The sequence below is a fragment of the Mycobacterium sp. 1482292.6 genome (assembly GCF_001672995.1).
Classification (GTDB): domain Bacteria; phylum Actinomycetota; class Actinomycetes; order Mycobacteriales; family Mycobacteriaceae; genus Mycobacterium; species Mycobacterium europaeum_A.
In genome coordinates this window covers 16,095-30,995 of the sequence record NZ_LZKV01000109.1, presented here as the reverse complement: position 1 = coordinate 30,995, position 14,901 = coordinate 16,095, and the positions used below count along the sequence as shown (strand labels likewise).

At 67.5% G+C, this 14,901-nt stretch carries 12 protein-coding genes and 1 pseudogene; 2 read left to right on the top strand and 11 right to left on the bottom strand.

Annotated features, from left to right (window positions below):
* Positions 1–180, top strand: a pseudogene (locus tag A5624_RS11505) (monooxygenase); the annotation flags it as partial.
* Between the two features lie 19 nt (positions 181–199).
* Here the strand turns inward: A5624_RS11505 and A5624_RS11500 are convergent.
* Both A5624_RS11500 and A5624_RS11495 read right to left on the bottom strand, forming a co-directional pair.
* Positions 200–991: a crotonase/enoyl-CoA hydratase family protein gene (locus A5624_RS11500; RefSeq protein ID WP_066866173.1), complete on the bottom strand. Its 792-nt coding sequence runs from the start codon at positions 989–991 to the stop codon at positions 200–202.
* Positions 988–2,136 (bottom strand): thiolase family protein, encoded by a 1,149-nt coding sequence (locus A5624_RS11495; protein WP_066866172.1) that lies wholly within the window; start codon positions 2,134–2,136, stop codon positions 988–990. Before A5624_RS11495 ends, A5624_RS11500 begins: the two co-directional genes overlap by 4 nt.
* 177 nt (positions 2,137–2,313) lie before the next feature.
* Here A5624_RS11495 and A5624_RS11490 point away from each other — a divergent pair, with 177 nt between their 5' ends.
* Positions 2,314–3,750 (top strand): wax ester/triacylglycerol synthase family O-acyltransferase, encoded by a 1,437-nt coding sequence (locus A5624_RS11490; protein WP_066866169.1) that lies wholly within the window; start codon positions 2,314–2,316, stop codon positions 3,748–3,750.
* Here A5624_RS11490 and A5624_RS11485 read toward each other — a convergent pair.
* From A5624_RS11485 to A5624_RS11445, 9 genes are all read right to left on the bottom strand, one after another.
* A complete protein-coding gene (locus A5624_RS11485; RefSeq protein ID WP_082990542.1) occupies positions 3,747–4,538 on the bottom strand; it encodes a lysophospholipid acyltransferase family protein in 792 nt (263 codons plus the stop codon). The genes A5624_RS11490 and A5624_RS11485 overlap by 4 nt on opposite strands.
* A complete protein-coding gene (locus tag A5624_RS11480; RefSeq protein ID WP_066866167.1) occupies positions 4,535–5,803 on the bottom strand; it encodes a cytochrome P450 in 1,269 nt (422 codons plus the stop codon). Before A5624_RS11480 ends, A5624_RS11485 begins: the two co-directional genes overlap by 4 nt.
* 200 nt (positions 5,804–6,003) lie before the next feature.
* Complete coding sequence (locus tag A5624_RS11475) at positions 6,004–7,488, bottom strand: aldehyde dehydrogenase family protein (RefSeq protein ID WP_066866165.1); 1,485 nt, start codon at positions 7,486–7,488, stop codon at positions 6,004–6,006.
* A 90-nt stretch (positions 7,489–7,578) separates the two neighbouring features.
* A complete protein-coding gene (locus A5624_RS11470; RefSeq protein ID WP_066866163.1) occupies positions 7,579–8,793 on the bottom strand; it encodes a cytochrome P450 in 1,215 nt (404 codons plus the stop codon).
* A 10-nt stretch (positions 8,794–8,803) separates the two neighbouring features.
* Positions 8,804–9,820, bottom strand: a complete 1,017-nt coding sequence (locus A5624_RS11465) for an SDR family NAD(P)-dependent oxidoreductase (RefSeq protein ID WP_066866161.1) — start codon at positions 9,818–9,820, stop codon at positions 8,804–8,806.
* Complete coding sequence (locus A5624_RS11460; RefSeq protein ID WP_066866160.1) at positions 9,813–10,964, bottom strand: spirocyclase AveC family protein; 1,152 nt, start codon at positions 10,962–10,964, stop codon at positions 9,813–9,815. Before A5624_RS11460 ends, A5624_RS11465 begins: the two co-directional genes overlap by 8 nt.
* Complete coding sequence (locus A5624_RS11455; protein ID WP_066866158.1) at positions 10,964–12,082, bottom strand: ABC transporter substrate-binding protein; 1,119 nt, start codon at positions 12,080–12,082, stop codon at positions 10,964–10,966. The genes A5624_RS11460 and A5624_RS11455 overlap by 1 nt, the downstream gene beginning before the upstream one ends.
* A gap of 81 nt (positions 12,083–12,163) precedes the next feature.
* Positions 12,164–13,021 (bottom strand): CbbQ/NirQ/NorQ/GpvN family protein, encoded by an 858-nt coding sequence (locus A5624_RS11450; RefSeq protein ID WP_066866156.1) that lies wholly within the window; start codon positions 13,019–13,021, stop codon positions 12,164–12,166.
* A 55-nt stretch (positions 13,022–13,076) separates the two neighbouring features.
* Positions 13,077–14,840 carry a nitric oxide reductase activation protein NorD gene (locus A5624_RS11445; RefSeq protein ID WP_066866182.1) on the bottom strand — a complete coding sequence of 588 codons (1,764 nt, stop codon included), beginning with the start codon at positions 14,838–14,840 and terminating at the stop codon, positions 13,077–13,079.
* Positions 14,841–14,901: the final 61 nt, after the last annotated feature.

Genomic DNA, 14,901 nt, shown 5'->3' with positions numbered 1-14,901 from the left:
GTCAATGAGCGGCCGGCCGCATACGAGACGGCGTGGCACCGGATCACCCGCGATTACCGGCTGCTCACCCGCGCGCTGGTGCTGGCCAGCACGCCGCGGCCGGTGCGCCGCGCCGTCGTCCCGACCTGCGCGCTGCTACCCGCGCTGTTCGGCCGCGGGGTGAACATCCTCGCGCATTAGCGCTGATACCGCGCCGGCACTAGCGCGCCTTCCAGACCGGCTCCCGCTTCTCGGCGAACGCCAGCGGCCCCTCTTTGGCGTCCTCGGACCTGAGCAGCGCCTTCATCTCGCGAATGGTGCGCTCCCAGCCCGGTTCGTCAGCGACGACGACACCGTCGTCGACTCCGTAGGCCACCCGCTTGCTGGCCTGCACAGACAGCGGCGCGTTGACGGTGACGCGCTCGGCCAGGGCCAGCGCGGCGTCCAGCACGGAGCCCGGCGCGACGACCTCGTTGATCAGGCCCCATTCGCAGGCGGCGGCCGCGGACAGCGGTTCGCCGGTCAGCAGCAGCCGCATCGCCACCTTGCGGGGCAACTGCTCGACGATGCGGAACACGCCGCCCGCGGCGGCGATCAGCCCGCGCTTGACCTCGGGCAAACCGAACTGCGCGCGTTCGTCGGCCACCACCAGATCGCTGGCCAGCGCCAACTCGGTGCCACCGCCCAGGGCGGTACCGTTCACCGCCGCGATCGTGGGCTTGTCGATGAAGTGGTGCACGTATCCGGCGAAGCCCCATTCGGGATGGTCCGGGTGATACAGGTTCTCCCGGCGCGCGATCGCCTTGAGGTCGGCCCCGGCGCAGAACGATTTGTCGCCGGCGCCGGTGACCACCACCGCCCGCACCTCGGGGTCGTGCTGCGCCTCTTCGAGCGCATCCCCGAGGCCGATGCTGACGGCGGCGTTCACCGCGTTGCGGGCTTCCGGCCGGTTGATGGTTATCACCATCACGTTGCCCCGACGCTCGGCCAGGGCCCCCGGCGGCTGGGTCACAACAGTTCCACGATGGTGGCGTTGGCCTGGCCGCCACCTTCACACATGGTCTGCAGCCCGTACTGAATTCCCTTGTCCCGCATGTGATACAGCAGGGTGGTCATGATCCGGGCACCGGATCCGCCGAGCGGGTGACCCAGCGCGATTGCGCCACCGTTGGGGTTGAGCTTGCTCTCGTCGGCGCCGATGTCCTTGAGCCAGGCCAGCGGGACCGGCGCGAACGCCTCGTTGACCTCGTAGGCGCCGATCTCGCCGATGGACAGCCCGGACCGCTTGAGCACCTTCTGGGTGGCCGGGATGGGCGCGGTCAGCATGATCACCGGGTCGGCTCCGGCCAGCGTCGCGGTGTGCACCTTGGCGATCGGCTTGAGCCCCAGTTCCTTGGCCTTCTCGGCGGACATGAACAGGATCGCCGCCGAGCCGTCGGAGATCTGCGAGGAGTTGCCGGCGTGGATCACGCCGTCCTCCTTGAAGGCCGGCTTCAGCGAGGCCATCTTCTCCATCGGGGTGCCGCGGCGGATGCCTTCGTCCTTGAGAACCACGTTGCCGTCCTGATCCTTGATGCCCACGATCTGGTCATCGAATGCTCCGGAATCCTGTGCGGCGGCAGCCTTTTCGTGCGAGTCGAGGCTGAACTGGTCCAGCGTGGTGCGGTCGAACCCCCACTGCTCGGCGATCATCTCCGCGCCGATGCCCTGGTTGGGGATCTGGCCTTGGTAGCGGTCCAGGAAGGCCTGGGGATACGGGCGCCCGCCGTTGGCCAGCGAGGCGCCCATCGGGGTCCGCGACATCGACTCGACACCACCGGCGACGACGACGTCGTAGTGTCCGGCGACGACGCCGGCGGCCGCGAAGTGGATGGACTGCTGGCTCGAACCGCACTGGCGGTCCACGGTCACGCCCGGGACGGTCTCGGGCCAGCCGGCGGTCAGCAGGGCGGTGCGGCCGATGTCGAGGGCCTGCTCGCCGGCCTGCATGACGCAGCCCCAGATGACGTCGTCGACCAGGGCCGGGTCGACGCCCGCCTTGTCGACCAGGCCGTTGAGCACCTGCGCGGAAAGATCCGCCGGGTGCACCCCGGACAATCCGCCGTTGCGCTTGCCGATCGGTGAACGCACTGCCTCGACGATGACGGCTTCAGCCATGGTCTTGTCTCCTTTGACACGTGGACTTCGAAAAGAATGGAGTCTTGCGTCGATTGTCAACCAAGGGGTTGGGCGGGTGGAGCCCGGGGGTGGTTCTGGCGCGAAGCCGGGCTCGCCGCGTGCCGCCGAACCAGAATTTTGTTCTCACGACCGCGGGTGCAGGGCAATAATGGTCGGGTGAAGCGGCTCAACGGCATGGACGCGATGCTGCTGTACAGCGAGACGCCGAACCTGCATACCCACACCTTGAAGGTGGCGATCGTCGACGCCGCCGGCTACGACGGCGAGGTCAGCTTCGACGTTTTCCGGCGCACGCTGCACCGGCGACTGCATCGGCTGGATCCGTTGCGCTACAAGCTGATCGACATCCCGTGGCGATTGCATCACCCGATGTGGTTGCAGAATTGCGAGGTCGACCTCGACTATCATGTGCGGCGCGTTCGGGTGCCCACCCCGGGTGGCCGTCGGGAGCTCGACGGGGTGATCGGCCAGATTGCCGGGGTGCCACTGGACCGCGACCGTCCGCTGTGGGAATTCCACTTCGCCGAAGGCTTGGCGGACAACAAGTTCGCGATCATCGGCAAGATGCACCACGCCCTGGCCGACGGCGTCGCCTCAGCCAATCTGCTGACCAGGCTCATGGATTTGACCGGCCCGGTGCAGGACGACCGGGACAACGACACCACGTGCATTCCGCCCTCGACGGCGCGGCTGCTGCGTGCGGCCGCCGCGGATCATGCCCGGCAGGCCGCCGCGTTACCCGGGGTGATAGCCGAGGCGCTCGGCGGGGCGCGGCGGCTGCGGCGGCGCGCCCGGCAGCGCGGCAGCCAACCGGACCTCGCCCGGATGCTGCACGCGCCGCCGACTTTCCTCAACCATATCGTCTCTCCGGCAAGGACTTTCGCCACCGCGACGCTGTCGCTACCTCAGGTCAAACAGACCGGTAGGCAGCTGCAGATCACCATCAACGATATGGTGATGGCGATCGCGGCGGGCGCACTGCGTGAACTGCTCTTGCGCTACGACGGCAGCGCAAACCAGCCCCTGGTCGCCTCCGTCCCGGCCACTACGGACAGGTCGCCGCAGCGGATCAGCGGCAACGAGCTCGGGGGCATGGCGGTGTCGCTACCCACCCACATCGGCGATCCGCTGCGGCGCGTGCGCCTGACGTCCGTGGCAACGACGATCGCCAAGGAGAACAACGAGCTGTTCGGCCCGGAACTCTATGGCAAGTTGATCAGCTACCTGCCCGGCGCTGCCGCTCCCCTGGCGTTCCGATGGCTGGCCCGGCGGTACACCCGAAACAGGTTGTTCAACATTCCGATCTCCAACGTGATGGGGCCGCGTGAGCGGGGCCGTTTCGCCGGCGCCCCGGTCAGCGAAATCTATTCCGCCGGACCGTTGATCACCGCCTGCGGGATCAACATCACCGTGTGGAGCTACGTCGATCAGCTGAACATATCGGTGATCGCCGACGACCGCACCCTCGGCGACCCCCATGAACTCACCGACGCCATGGTCGGCGCATTCCGCGAAATCCGCGCTGCCGCAGGGTTGTCCGATGACGTGGCGACCGTGCCGGGCGCGATGCCGCAAGCCACGGCGAGGCCCTAGCCCAGGACGGGAAAGCGTCGCTGGCGAGCCAGGCCGTCCAGGGCGGCCTGCATGACCGAACGGACATGCGCGTCGACGTCGGCGACGCCGGGCTGATCGCCGAACCGGGTGGCGACGTCGATCGGTTCGAGGACTTCGCTGACGATCTTGGTCGGCAACGGCAGGTTGGGCGGCACGAGCATGCTGAGCCCGAACGGAAACCCCACGGTGATGGGCAGAATGTCCGAGCGCCAGCGCGACAGGCCCAGCCGCTTGGCCAGCCACGTGCCGCGGGTGAGGAACAGCTGGCTTTCCTGGCCGCCGATGGAGACCACCGGCACGATCGGCACCCGCGCGTCGATCGCCGCCCGGACGTAGCCGGTGCGGCCGTTGAAGTCGATGACGTTCTCGGCCAGCGTCGGTCGATAGGCGTCATAGGTGCCGCCCGGAAACACCAGCACCACACCGCCGGACCGCAGCGCCCGCGCGGTGTTCGCGGAGGTGGCGCGAATGACGCCCAGCCGGGTCAGCCATCGCGACATCGGCCCGACGAACATCCCGTCATGGCCGAGCGTGTACAGCGGGCGTCGGTAGCCGAATCTTCGGTAGAACGCCGCCGCGAAGATCAGCACGTCGGGCGTGAGCATGCCGCCCGAGTGGTTGCCGACGATCAGGGCACCGCCACGAGGCGGCACCGATTCCAGCCCTCGCACCTCGAAGCGAAACCAGCGCCGCGCCAGGGGTTCTGCCGCGGTGACGAAGCGCTCGGTGAAGCCGGGATCCCACTCGCCGATTTGGTGGGAAGTCACGACATCGGGGTGAATTCGAGGTGCAGCTCGGACAGGCCCCGCATCTGCCAGGTCGGGTCGTAGGTGTAGCGACGGGCGTCCGGCGGCCCGTGCTCGGCCTCGGCGATCGCGATGTCCCCCATCCGGTCGAGTATGCGGTTCAACGAGATTCGCCCTTCCGCGCGGGCCAGCGGTGCGCCCGGGCACGAGTGATTGCCGCGACCGAAGGCCACATGCTCTCGCACGTTGGGCCGGTCGATGCGAAACTCGTCGGGCTGCTCGAACTTTCGCGCATCCCGATTGCTCGCACCGGGCAGCAACATGACGGTGCTTCCCGCCGGGACCTCGGTGGCACCGATCGACGTCGTCGTGCGCGCCATCCGGAAGTGACATTTGACCGGGCTTTCCATCCGCAGCGTCTCTTCGACGAAATTCGGTATGCGGCCGCGGTCTTCGCGGAGCAGCTTTTGTAACTCCGGGTTCTCCGCGAGCGTGCGGACGCCGAAGCTCAGCAGCTTCGTCGTGGTTTCCTGGCCGGCCGCGAATAGGAACGTCGCCAGCCGGACGACGTCGATGACATCGGGAGTCGAACCGTCGGGATACTTCGCCTGGGCCAGCTCGGTCAACACGTCTTCGCGCGGCGCTCGGCGGCGGTCGGTGATGTGCGTGGTGAATTTCTCGTCGAGGTATTCCAGCGGATTGTGCGCGCGCGTCACCGAATCGTCCTCCACGCCACCGGAGAACTTGCCCGAGAACACATCCCGAAACTCTTCGTGATCCTCGATGGGAACTCCCAGCAGGTCGGCGATGACCAGGCCGGAGAACGGCCGCGCGTACTGGTCGAGGAATTCGCAGCGGCCTCCGGATACGAACTCGTCGAGCTGCTCATCGGCGAGCCGCCACATGAAGTCTTCGTTCTCCTTGAGCCGCTTGGGGGTCAGGAGGCGGCTGAGCAGGCCTCGCGTCCTGGCGTGCTCCGGCGGGTCCTGCGTCACGATGTGTTCGCTCATCGGGATCTGCGACCGGTGCTGTTCGATCAGGCTGCCGATGTCGTCGCCCTCGGGCTCGAACGGCAGCCCCGAAAACGGGCCGGCGACCGAGACGCAGGACGAGAACGCCGGATCCTTGTAGACCGCGAGCGCTTCGGAGTGACCCGTTACGGCCAGGACGCCCTGCTCGGGTCGTGCCAGCACCGGGCACCGCGCGCGCAGGTGGTCGAAGTACGGGTACGGGTCGGGAATCAGGGACAGGTCGGTGAAGAAATCCACCGAATCGAATTCGTTCAACAGGACTCCTAGGCATCCAGGTAACCGCGCACCGACGTCAACCCGGGCGACGCGACCTCTCCAGCCAATCTAAGGCTGAACAAATATTAGGTCAAGCCGAGGAGCACGAAAATGAGGGCCAGAAACGGAGATTGCCGCCACGGTCGCGATCAAGCCGAAAATCGCGACCCTGACGGCAATCTCGCCGAAGGGGAACCTTGCTACACGGCCGGGTAGGCGACCGACTTGATCTCGGTGTACTGGTCGAATCCGGCCACACCGTTCTGGCGGCCCACACCGCTTTCCTTGTAGCCGCCGAACGGCGTGTCGGCACCGTACGGGGCGCCCCCGTTGACGCCCATGAAGCCGGCCTTGATGCGGCGGGTCACCGACAGCGCACGCTCGAGGGAGCCGGCGAACACGTTGCCGGCCAACCCGTACACGCTGTCGTTGGCGATCCGGATGGCGTCCTCTTCGTCGTCGAAAGGGATGACCGAGAGCACCGGGCCGAAGATCTCCTCCTGCGCGATGGTCATCTTGTTGTCGACATTGGTGAAAAGCGTTGGCCGGATGAAGTATCCCTTGTCGAAGCCCGTTTCCGCACCGGGGCCGCCGACCAGCGCCGTGGCGCCCTCTTCGACGCCCTTCTGGATGTAGCCCGTCACGCGGTCGAACTGCCGTTGCGAGATCACCGGCCCACACAACGTTCCCGGGTCCTGTGGGTCGCCGCATGTGACGTTCTCGTAGATGTTCTTCAGGATCTCCACGCCCTCGTCGTAGCGGGACCGCGGCAGCAGCAGCCGGGTGGGGTTCGCGCAACCCTGACCGGCGTGCATGCAGGGCGCGATGCCGACCATGCAGGCCGTCGCGAAGTCCGCGTCCTCCAAGACGATGGTGGCCGACTTGCCGCCGAGTTCGAGGAACAGCCGCTTCATCGTGGCGGCGCCCTTTTCCATGATCCGCTTGCCCACCACCGTCGAGCCGGTGAACGAGATCAGGTCGACCTTCGGCGACAGCGTCAGCTCCTCACCCACGAAGTGGTCCGAGGCGGTGACGACGTTGACCACGCCGGCGGGGATGTCGGTCTTCTCGGCGATGAGCCGGCCCAGCCGGTTCGCGTTGAACGGCGTGTTCGGTGCGGGCTTGAGCACCACCGTGTTGCCGGTGCCCAGCGCCTGGCCCAGCTTGTTGAGGGTGACCTCGAAGGGGAAGTTCCACGGCACGATCGCGCCGACGACGCCCACCGGTTCCCGCCACACCTTGCGGGTGGTCAGCGTGCCGGTCAGGCTGATCACCTTGTCGCCCAGGTCGGTTTCCCAGGCGTACTCGTCAATCAGCCGGGCCGGGTACTTCAGCCCGTCTTCCAGCGGCGCGTCCAGCTGAGGCCCGAAGGTGATGGCCCGCGGCGAGCCGACCTCGAGGATCAGCTCCTCGCGCAGCTCGTCGATCTCGGATTCGATCGCCTCGTGCAGCTGCAGCAGGCAGCGCTTGCGCAGCTCCTTGTTGGTCGACCAGTCGGTCTCGTCGAAGGCGCGCCGGGCGGCGTCGATGGCCCGATGCATGTCCTCCTTCGAGGCATCGGAAACCTCGCCGAGGGACTCTTCGGTCGCCGGGTTGATGTTGGTGAAGGTACCGGCCTGGCCCTCGACGAGCTTGCCGTCGATCATCATTTTCGGCTCGAAGCGGACCTTTACAGCCTCAGTCATATCTGTCACTCTCTTCTGAATCATGGAGGGGCTACGGAGAGCCTTACCGCAAACTAGCCGATTGGCAAGTTGCAGCCGCTGCGGGGCCGGTTATTGGGGGTCGAACAGCACCGGAACCGACGTCGGTGACCGGAAGACCTGGCCGCGGATGTGCGGGTCGTCCCCCTCGGGGTCCAGCCGAAGATTCGGCAGCCGGTCGAGCAGCAGGTTGATGGCCGTGCGCATCTCGAGGCGGGCCAGGTGCATGCCGAGGCAGACGTGCACGCCGTGCCCCCAGGCCAGATTCGGCCTCTGCTGCCGGTGGATGTTGAACGTGTCTGGATCGGGGTAGCGGTCCTCCTGCCGGTTGGCGGCGCCCAGCATCGGCATCACGCTCGACCCGGCCGGGATCGCGACTCCGCCGAGTTCGGTGTCGCGGGTGGCGACCCTGGTGATCGTCAACAGCGGCGGTTCCCACCGCACGCCCTCCTCGATGGCCTGCGGCAGCAGCGACCGGTCCGCGCGAATGGCGTCGAGCTGCCGGGGATCGAACAGCAGCGCGAGCAGGAGGTTGCCCAGCGCGCGGTAGGTGGTCTCCACTCCGGCGGGCAGCAGCAGCCGCAGGAAGGAATAGATCTCCTCGTCCTCGAGCTTCTCGCCGTCGATCTCCGCCTGGGCCAGCGCGCTGATCAGATCGTCCTTGGGTTCGGCACGGCGGGCCGCAAGGATGGGCGCGAAGTAGTCGCACAGCGCCGCCGATGCGGCGAGTCCGCGTTCCGGGTTCAGGATCCAACTCAGCAGCGAGATGGACCAGCGCTGGAACTGCGGGTAGTCCTCCTCGGGCAGCCCCAGCAGACCGGCGATGATCTGACTCGGATAGTCGAAGGTGAATTCCTTGACCAGGTCGGCCTTGCCGTTGGCCGCGAACTTGTCGATGAGGCCATTGGCCACGCGGCCGACCAGCTCGTCCTCCCAGCGCGCCAAGGCCTTCTGCGAGAACGCCTTTGACACCAGCGACCGCAGCCGCCCGTGGATCGGCTCGTCCATGCCGAGCATGACCCGCTCCCCCAGGACCGGGCCGAACGCCGCGATGACGGCCGCCGAGGAGAACGTCTCGTTATCGCGCAGCATCTGCTGGGCTTCCTCGTGGCGGTAGACGATGAAGACCGGCTTGGATTCCTCGTGCGGCATCCCGGAGGTGTCCAGGCGCTGGATCGGTTCCTCACGGCGCAGCCGGGCCAGCTCGGTGTACGGGTCGCGCACGTCCCCCGAGACCGCGTCGTCGAAGGCGCCGAAGTCTTCCAGATCGTCGAAAAGTTGTTCCATGATTGCCCCTTCAATCCCCTTGCTGTGCCGCGTTCTTCGATGACGAGAACCGCCCGGCCACCGCGGCCAAGCGCTGCAGTGCCGGTTGCGGAAGAACACGGGCGACGAACACCATCGCTTTTTGGCTTGTGGTCAGGGGCCACGCGCCGTCGCGCATCGAGCCCTGACGGGGTATGCCCAGCACGATCCGCGACATGTGGTGCATGCCCGCCGCCGGCAGAATCCTGTTGGCCACCAACAGCATCGAGGCATCCGGGCCGACGCCCCGCCGGCGGAACGCACCCCGATCCTCGATCGCCCTGAGCAGGCCGTCGGTGAACCGCTCGGGTGGGCGGGCCATCTTCATCGCGAAACGCCCGCGGCTGTTCATGGTGTTGTGCAGCCGGGCGTACGGGCCGCCGAAGTTGCGGTCATCGGTGGTGCCGGCGTCGGTGATGATCGCGGTGTCGTACGTGCCGGCCACCAGGACGGTGACGCCGAGGCCGAACGGCGCGATCTCGCACGCCATCGATTCCCCCCAGCGCTCCAGCGCCCCCTTGGCCGCCGAGTAGGGCGCGGTTGCGGGCTGGCCGCGCACCCCGGCGGCGCTGGAAACCAGGACGATTCGCCCCTGGCCCGCCGCCCGCATCGACGGCAACAACGCTTGGGTGAGCGTGACGGGGCCCAGGAGGCTGGTGGCCAGCATGCGCTGCCACAACGCCATATCGGTTTCCTCGACCATGCCGGCGGCCGAGATGCCCGCGTTGTGCACCAGCGCGTACGGTGCGCCCACGGCCTCTTCGATCGACTTGGCCGCCGCGGCGATCGACGCGTTGTCGGTCAGGTCGAGCTGGACGCCGATCAGCCGGTCGTCGTCGGGTGCGTCCAGGCCCTGATCCTCAATGGCCCTGCGCAGCAGCGGCATTGCCTGGTCGGGAGTGCGCATGGCCGCGACCACGCGCCATCCTTCCCGGTACATCCGCACCGCGGAGGCGAAGCCGAGTCCGCGGGATGCACCGGTGATGACGACGGCGCGCGGCTCAACCATGCCGGCTCGTCTTTTGATCCTGGACAGCGCAGGCGCCTTCGCCCGGCGGTGGAGGATCGACGTGGGGCCGGCCGTTGGGTTCGCCGCTCGCCCACGTCGACCAGATGCCGACCGAGTAAGGGCCCTGGGCACCCGCCTTCTCGTAGAAGCCTTGCGGGTCATAGACTTTGGCCTCGGGATACGGCCACGGGCAGGCCACCGACGTGGCGGCGTGACTGGCCTTGATGGCCCAGAACCAGCCACCGTAGGCGAAGTACGACACGTTGATGATGAGGAACATCACCAGGAACGTGCCGAGCACCGGTCGCGTGGGGAACAACTTCGCTTTTGCGGCAAGCTTTTCCGCGACGGACTTACCGGTGTCGTCGCGATAGCACAGGATCGCCGCGGGGACCATCACGAAGCACACCGAGAACGACTCCCAGATCAGCGGGAACTGGAAGGTGGTGCCGGTGAACACCGATCCCCACGGGATCACCTGCGAGTAGATGTACATGCCCCAGTGGATCAGGATGTTTTCCAGGAAGGCATCGAAGATGAAACCGATCACCAGCGTGATCAGCCCCAGGCTGATCAGGGGATGCCGTGACACGTAACCGGTGGGCCCGTACTTCGCCTGCAACCTGCGCAGCAGCCAGACGGCCGGGAAGTAGGGGCCGAAGTAGAACATCACGTAACCGAAGACCACGAACGGTTCGACCGTCGGCGACAACGACACCAGCGGCCAGGATTCCGGCCAGTGCACGAGATCTGGGTTGTAGACCGCGAACGGCGACCAGTTCATGATCGGGTCCTGCCACACGATCAGCGTGGTACACAAGAACATCAGCATCACCGGGCTACCGGGATTGCGGCGCCAGCCCCTGATGAAGACGATCAACAGCACGATCAGCGCCACCACCGTGGCCCAGTCCAGGAAGCCGATGTAGTCCAGCCCGAACGTGAACTTCACCAGGCGCGGCCGGCCCTGCACGCCTGGGTTCGCGACGCGAGGGTCAAGGGCCACACGGCAATTCGCGATGAAGAACAACGCGAAGGCGGCCAGCGCCGCGCCGGCGATCCAACCGCCCCAGCTGCGCTTGCGCCCGCCCGGCGCGACGGGTTTGTCGTCCGTGGTCAGCGGGATGGATTGTTCTGTGGACATCAGTCTTCCTCTCCGAAGCGATCCACCAGGTGCGAGTTGATGCCGTCGGCGTCGAGGGTCCGCGCCACCAGATAGCCCGCACCCATCCAGGCGCGGCGCGTCCACTTGCCGAACGACACCCGGGTGCCGGGCGCGCCGGAGGCGGCGGGCATCATCTTGACCCGTTCCAACGCCTCTTTGACGCCGCGGGGACTCAACGGATGGGCGTCGGTGAACGCGCGCACCAACGTCGCGGCGACGTCGCGGTTGACCACGGTCACACAGAACTCGGGGCGACTGCCGTTGTACTTCGCCGCGTACCTGTCGAGGAAGTCCTGGCCGATCCGGTTCGCCTCGTCGTACTGGTCCACACCCGTCCAGCCCATGAACGCGTTCCACATGATCGGGTTGACCCAGGCGTTCTGCCACGCCGTCGTGGTGAAGCGGGGCGGGTCCCACCCGAGCGACTCGAGCGCCGGGTTGATGAACACGACGCCGAAGCCGAAGCCCAGGTGCACGATCGCCTCGGCCTTGGCCTCGTGCAGCGTTTGCACCGCGGCGTTGATGTCCTGGGCGGTCTGCGCGATGGGAACTTCGGCCACGATCCGAATGCCCTTGCGCCGGCAGGCACTTCGCAGGTTCTTCAGGTAGCTCTCCCCGATCAGGCTCTGCTCGACCAGCACGCCGATCTCGGCGAGTCCGCGCTTGGCGATGAGGTCGGCCAAAAAGATCGGCTCGTCGGTCATGGAACCCTGCGGGAAGGCGAAGGTCCACTCGCCCAGCCAGTCGTCGGTGCCGGTCACGCTGATCGCGGGGACCTTGAAGCGTTCCTCGATCGCTTCTCGCAACGGCACGCAGTTATCCGTGATATTCGGACCGAACACCACCAGACAGCCCTCGTCGACGAGTTCGCCATACGCATCGATCACCGCCTTGACCGAACCTTTGGGCAAACCCTCGACCTCGCGGTAGATCATCTGCACCGGCCGGTCCATCAGTCCCTCGGCGACGGCTTCTTCGAAGATGAGCTCGAAAGTCTGGGTGAAGGAGGCGAACAGATCCTCGGGAAAACCCGGCGGGAGCGTGAAGTCCATCAGGTAACCGACCTTGATGGGCTCTGCGCTGCTCTCGTAGGACATCCGACCTCCCAGGTGACAGAATCGCGCGCCGAATGGCAAACCTAATATTTGTTCAGACCCTAGCGGGGGCGGTATGCAGCGTCAATCATCGGACCCGCCGGACCCGTCCGGCGCGAGGTAGATCTCGATCATCTCGCCCAGCGCCTTTCCCACCGCCACGTCGTCGGTCAGCGGGCCCGCGATCGCGGCCCGCGCCGCGTCGCGCATGCTCAACCCCTCGGCGACCAGCCTGCCCGCGGCGATCAGCACCCGCGTCGACGCCACCTCCCGCAGCCCGCCGGTTTCCAGCCGGCGGATGGCCTGCCCGAAGCGGACCAGCTCGGCCGCGGTGGATCGGTCCACGCCCGCCTCGTGCGCGACAATGCCCTCTTCGATATCGGCTGTGGGGAAATCGAATTCGATGGCCACCATCCGCTGTCGAGTCGAGTCCTTGAGATCCTTCAGCACGCTCTGATAGCCGGGGTTGTAGGACACCACCAGGCCGAATCCGGGCGCCGCGTCCAGCGTGATGCCGAGTCGCTCGATGGGCAGCTGTCGCCGGTGGTCGGCGAGCGGGTGCAGCACCACCGTGGTGTCCTGCCGGGCTTCCACCACCTCGTCGAGGTAGCAGATCGCCCCTTCGCGCACCGCCCGGGTCAGCGGGCCGTCCACCCACACCGTCTCGTCGCCGCGCAGCAGGTAGCGACCGACCAGGTCCGCGGTGGTGAGGTCGTCATGGCAGGCGACGGTGATCAGCGGGCGCCCGAGGTCGTGGGCCATCGCCTCGACGAATCGCGTCTTGCCGCAGCCCGTCGGGCCCTTGAGGACCAGCGCCAGGCCCTGCCGATAGGCCGCCTTGAAAACGGCCTCTTCGCTGCCGACCGCTTGGTAGTAAGGCCGCACGGGCTCCCCCTCGGGGGTCCCTCGGTTGAAGTAAGCAAGCCCGGACTCGTTGGCCATAGCTTCCCTTCTGCTACTTCCGGCGATTGGAGCCTAGCCGGAACAGATGTTTGTTTCAAGTGGCGCGGCCGCTGGCGACGGCGGTCCGGTGCGCCAATGGTGTTCTGGGACTTGGTATCACGGATATCCTGCGGCGCACCTCCGCCGAACGCAGCGCGGAGCGGAACAGGGGTCCGATCACACCGGCGAGCTGGTCGGGGTGTGCGATGGTCGCGTGTGCGGTGCTGCCGAAGACCCGGCGCAACGAGTGCACGTCGGTTCCCGCGCCGATCGTCAGGCACACGCAACCGGTTCCCCGGCGGCGGGCCTCGGTGAGCGCGCGGCGCGCGTCCGCGGCACCGTATGGCCGCTCATAGCCATGGTCGTAGGCCAGCCCGTCGGAAAGCACCACCAGCAGCCGCCGTGACGTGCCGCCGCGCGCCTCCAGGGTGGCCGCACCGTGGCGGATCGCGGCGCCCAGCCGCGAGTACGCGCCGGGCTCGAGGCTGTTCAGCCGCCTGATGACCTGGGCGTTCAGCTGGTCGTCGAACCGCTTGACCGGCACCATGCTCACCGCGCGCCGGCCCTGCGAGTAATAGGCGTACAGCGCGACGCGGTCACCGAGATCGTGCAGCGCCACGGTCAGGTTCGCGACCGCCGCACGCTGTTGTTCGTGCACCGTGCGGCCGACCGTTCCGGGTTCGCCCGCCGAGCCCGACACATCGAGCAGCAGCAGCACCGACAGGTCGCGCCGGCGGCGCAGGCTGTCCAGGTACACGGCCTCGTCGGGCACCGACCCGGCCCGCACCTCCACCCGGGCTTCCACGGCCGCGTCGATGTCGATGTCGTCGCCCTGCGCCTGCCGGTGGCGGCGGTGCAGACCCATGCCGAGCCGCGACAGCGGCCGCCGCACCCCGACGGCATCGTCGATGGCCTGGGTGGCCGACACCTTGATCTGCGGATCGATCTCGCGCACGGTGCACCAGGCCGGCCGGTAGCTCTTGCGCGCGACATCCCATTCCGGATATCGCACACCGTCGGCGGCGGTTTGGCCCTCGCGCTCGGCGTCCGCGTCGTCACCGGAGGTCGAGGCCAGCGACGTGACGGCGTATGCGCCGCGCCTGCCGGAACTGGTGCGATGGGTCGGGTTGTCCGCGCCGGGCGGACCCCCGCCACTTCCCGTCTTGCGTGCAGAGGACAGCATCTTCTTCAACCACTTGCCGATGAATCCGCCCCCGCCGACGGGGCTGGTGAACAGGTCGGGATCGTCGGAGTCGTCCACCTCGCCGTCGTCGAGCTCGTCCAGTTCCGTTGCGCCGTTGCTCCGCGGCACGTGTCCGGGCCTGGCCTCTTCGTCTTGTTTGGCCGCCCGAGCGCACGCGGCGACCACCTTCGCCGCGCGCAGCACCCCGAACTGCGGCGGCGGCTCCGGCAGCGCCACCCGCGCCGCGGCGACGTCCAGCGACGCGCGCGGCGAATCGCTGCGGCGCGCGATGTCGGGGTCGCCCAGCGACGCCAAAACGCTTGGCAGCAAAGCGGCATTCGCGATCAGGGCGCGGTGGCCTTCGACCGCCAGATAGCGCTGCGCCAGTTTGCGGTGCCGCACCAACTTAGCGACCAGATCGGGATCCAGGCTGCCGGCCGCGATCATCGAGGCGTGCACGGCGACCGACTCGAGCCGCGCGCGCGGCTCGGCGGCGGCATCGACGTAGATCGTTCGGCCGTCCGTCCACGCGGGTTCGCCGGGTGGCAGTTCGGCGACCGCCGCCGCCCGGCCCGCAAGCGCCGAGGCGAGCATGCCGAGCCCCTGCACCCGGTCGCCCCCGGCGTCGTCCCCCACGCACACCTCCGGATTGTTGACCAAATATCTGTTCCACCGTAAAGTCCGGCTGCACGGCAGT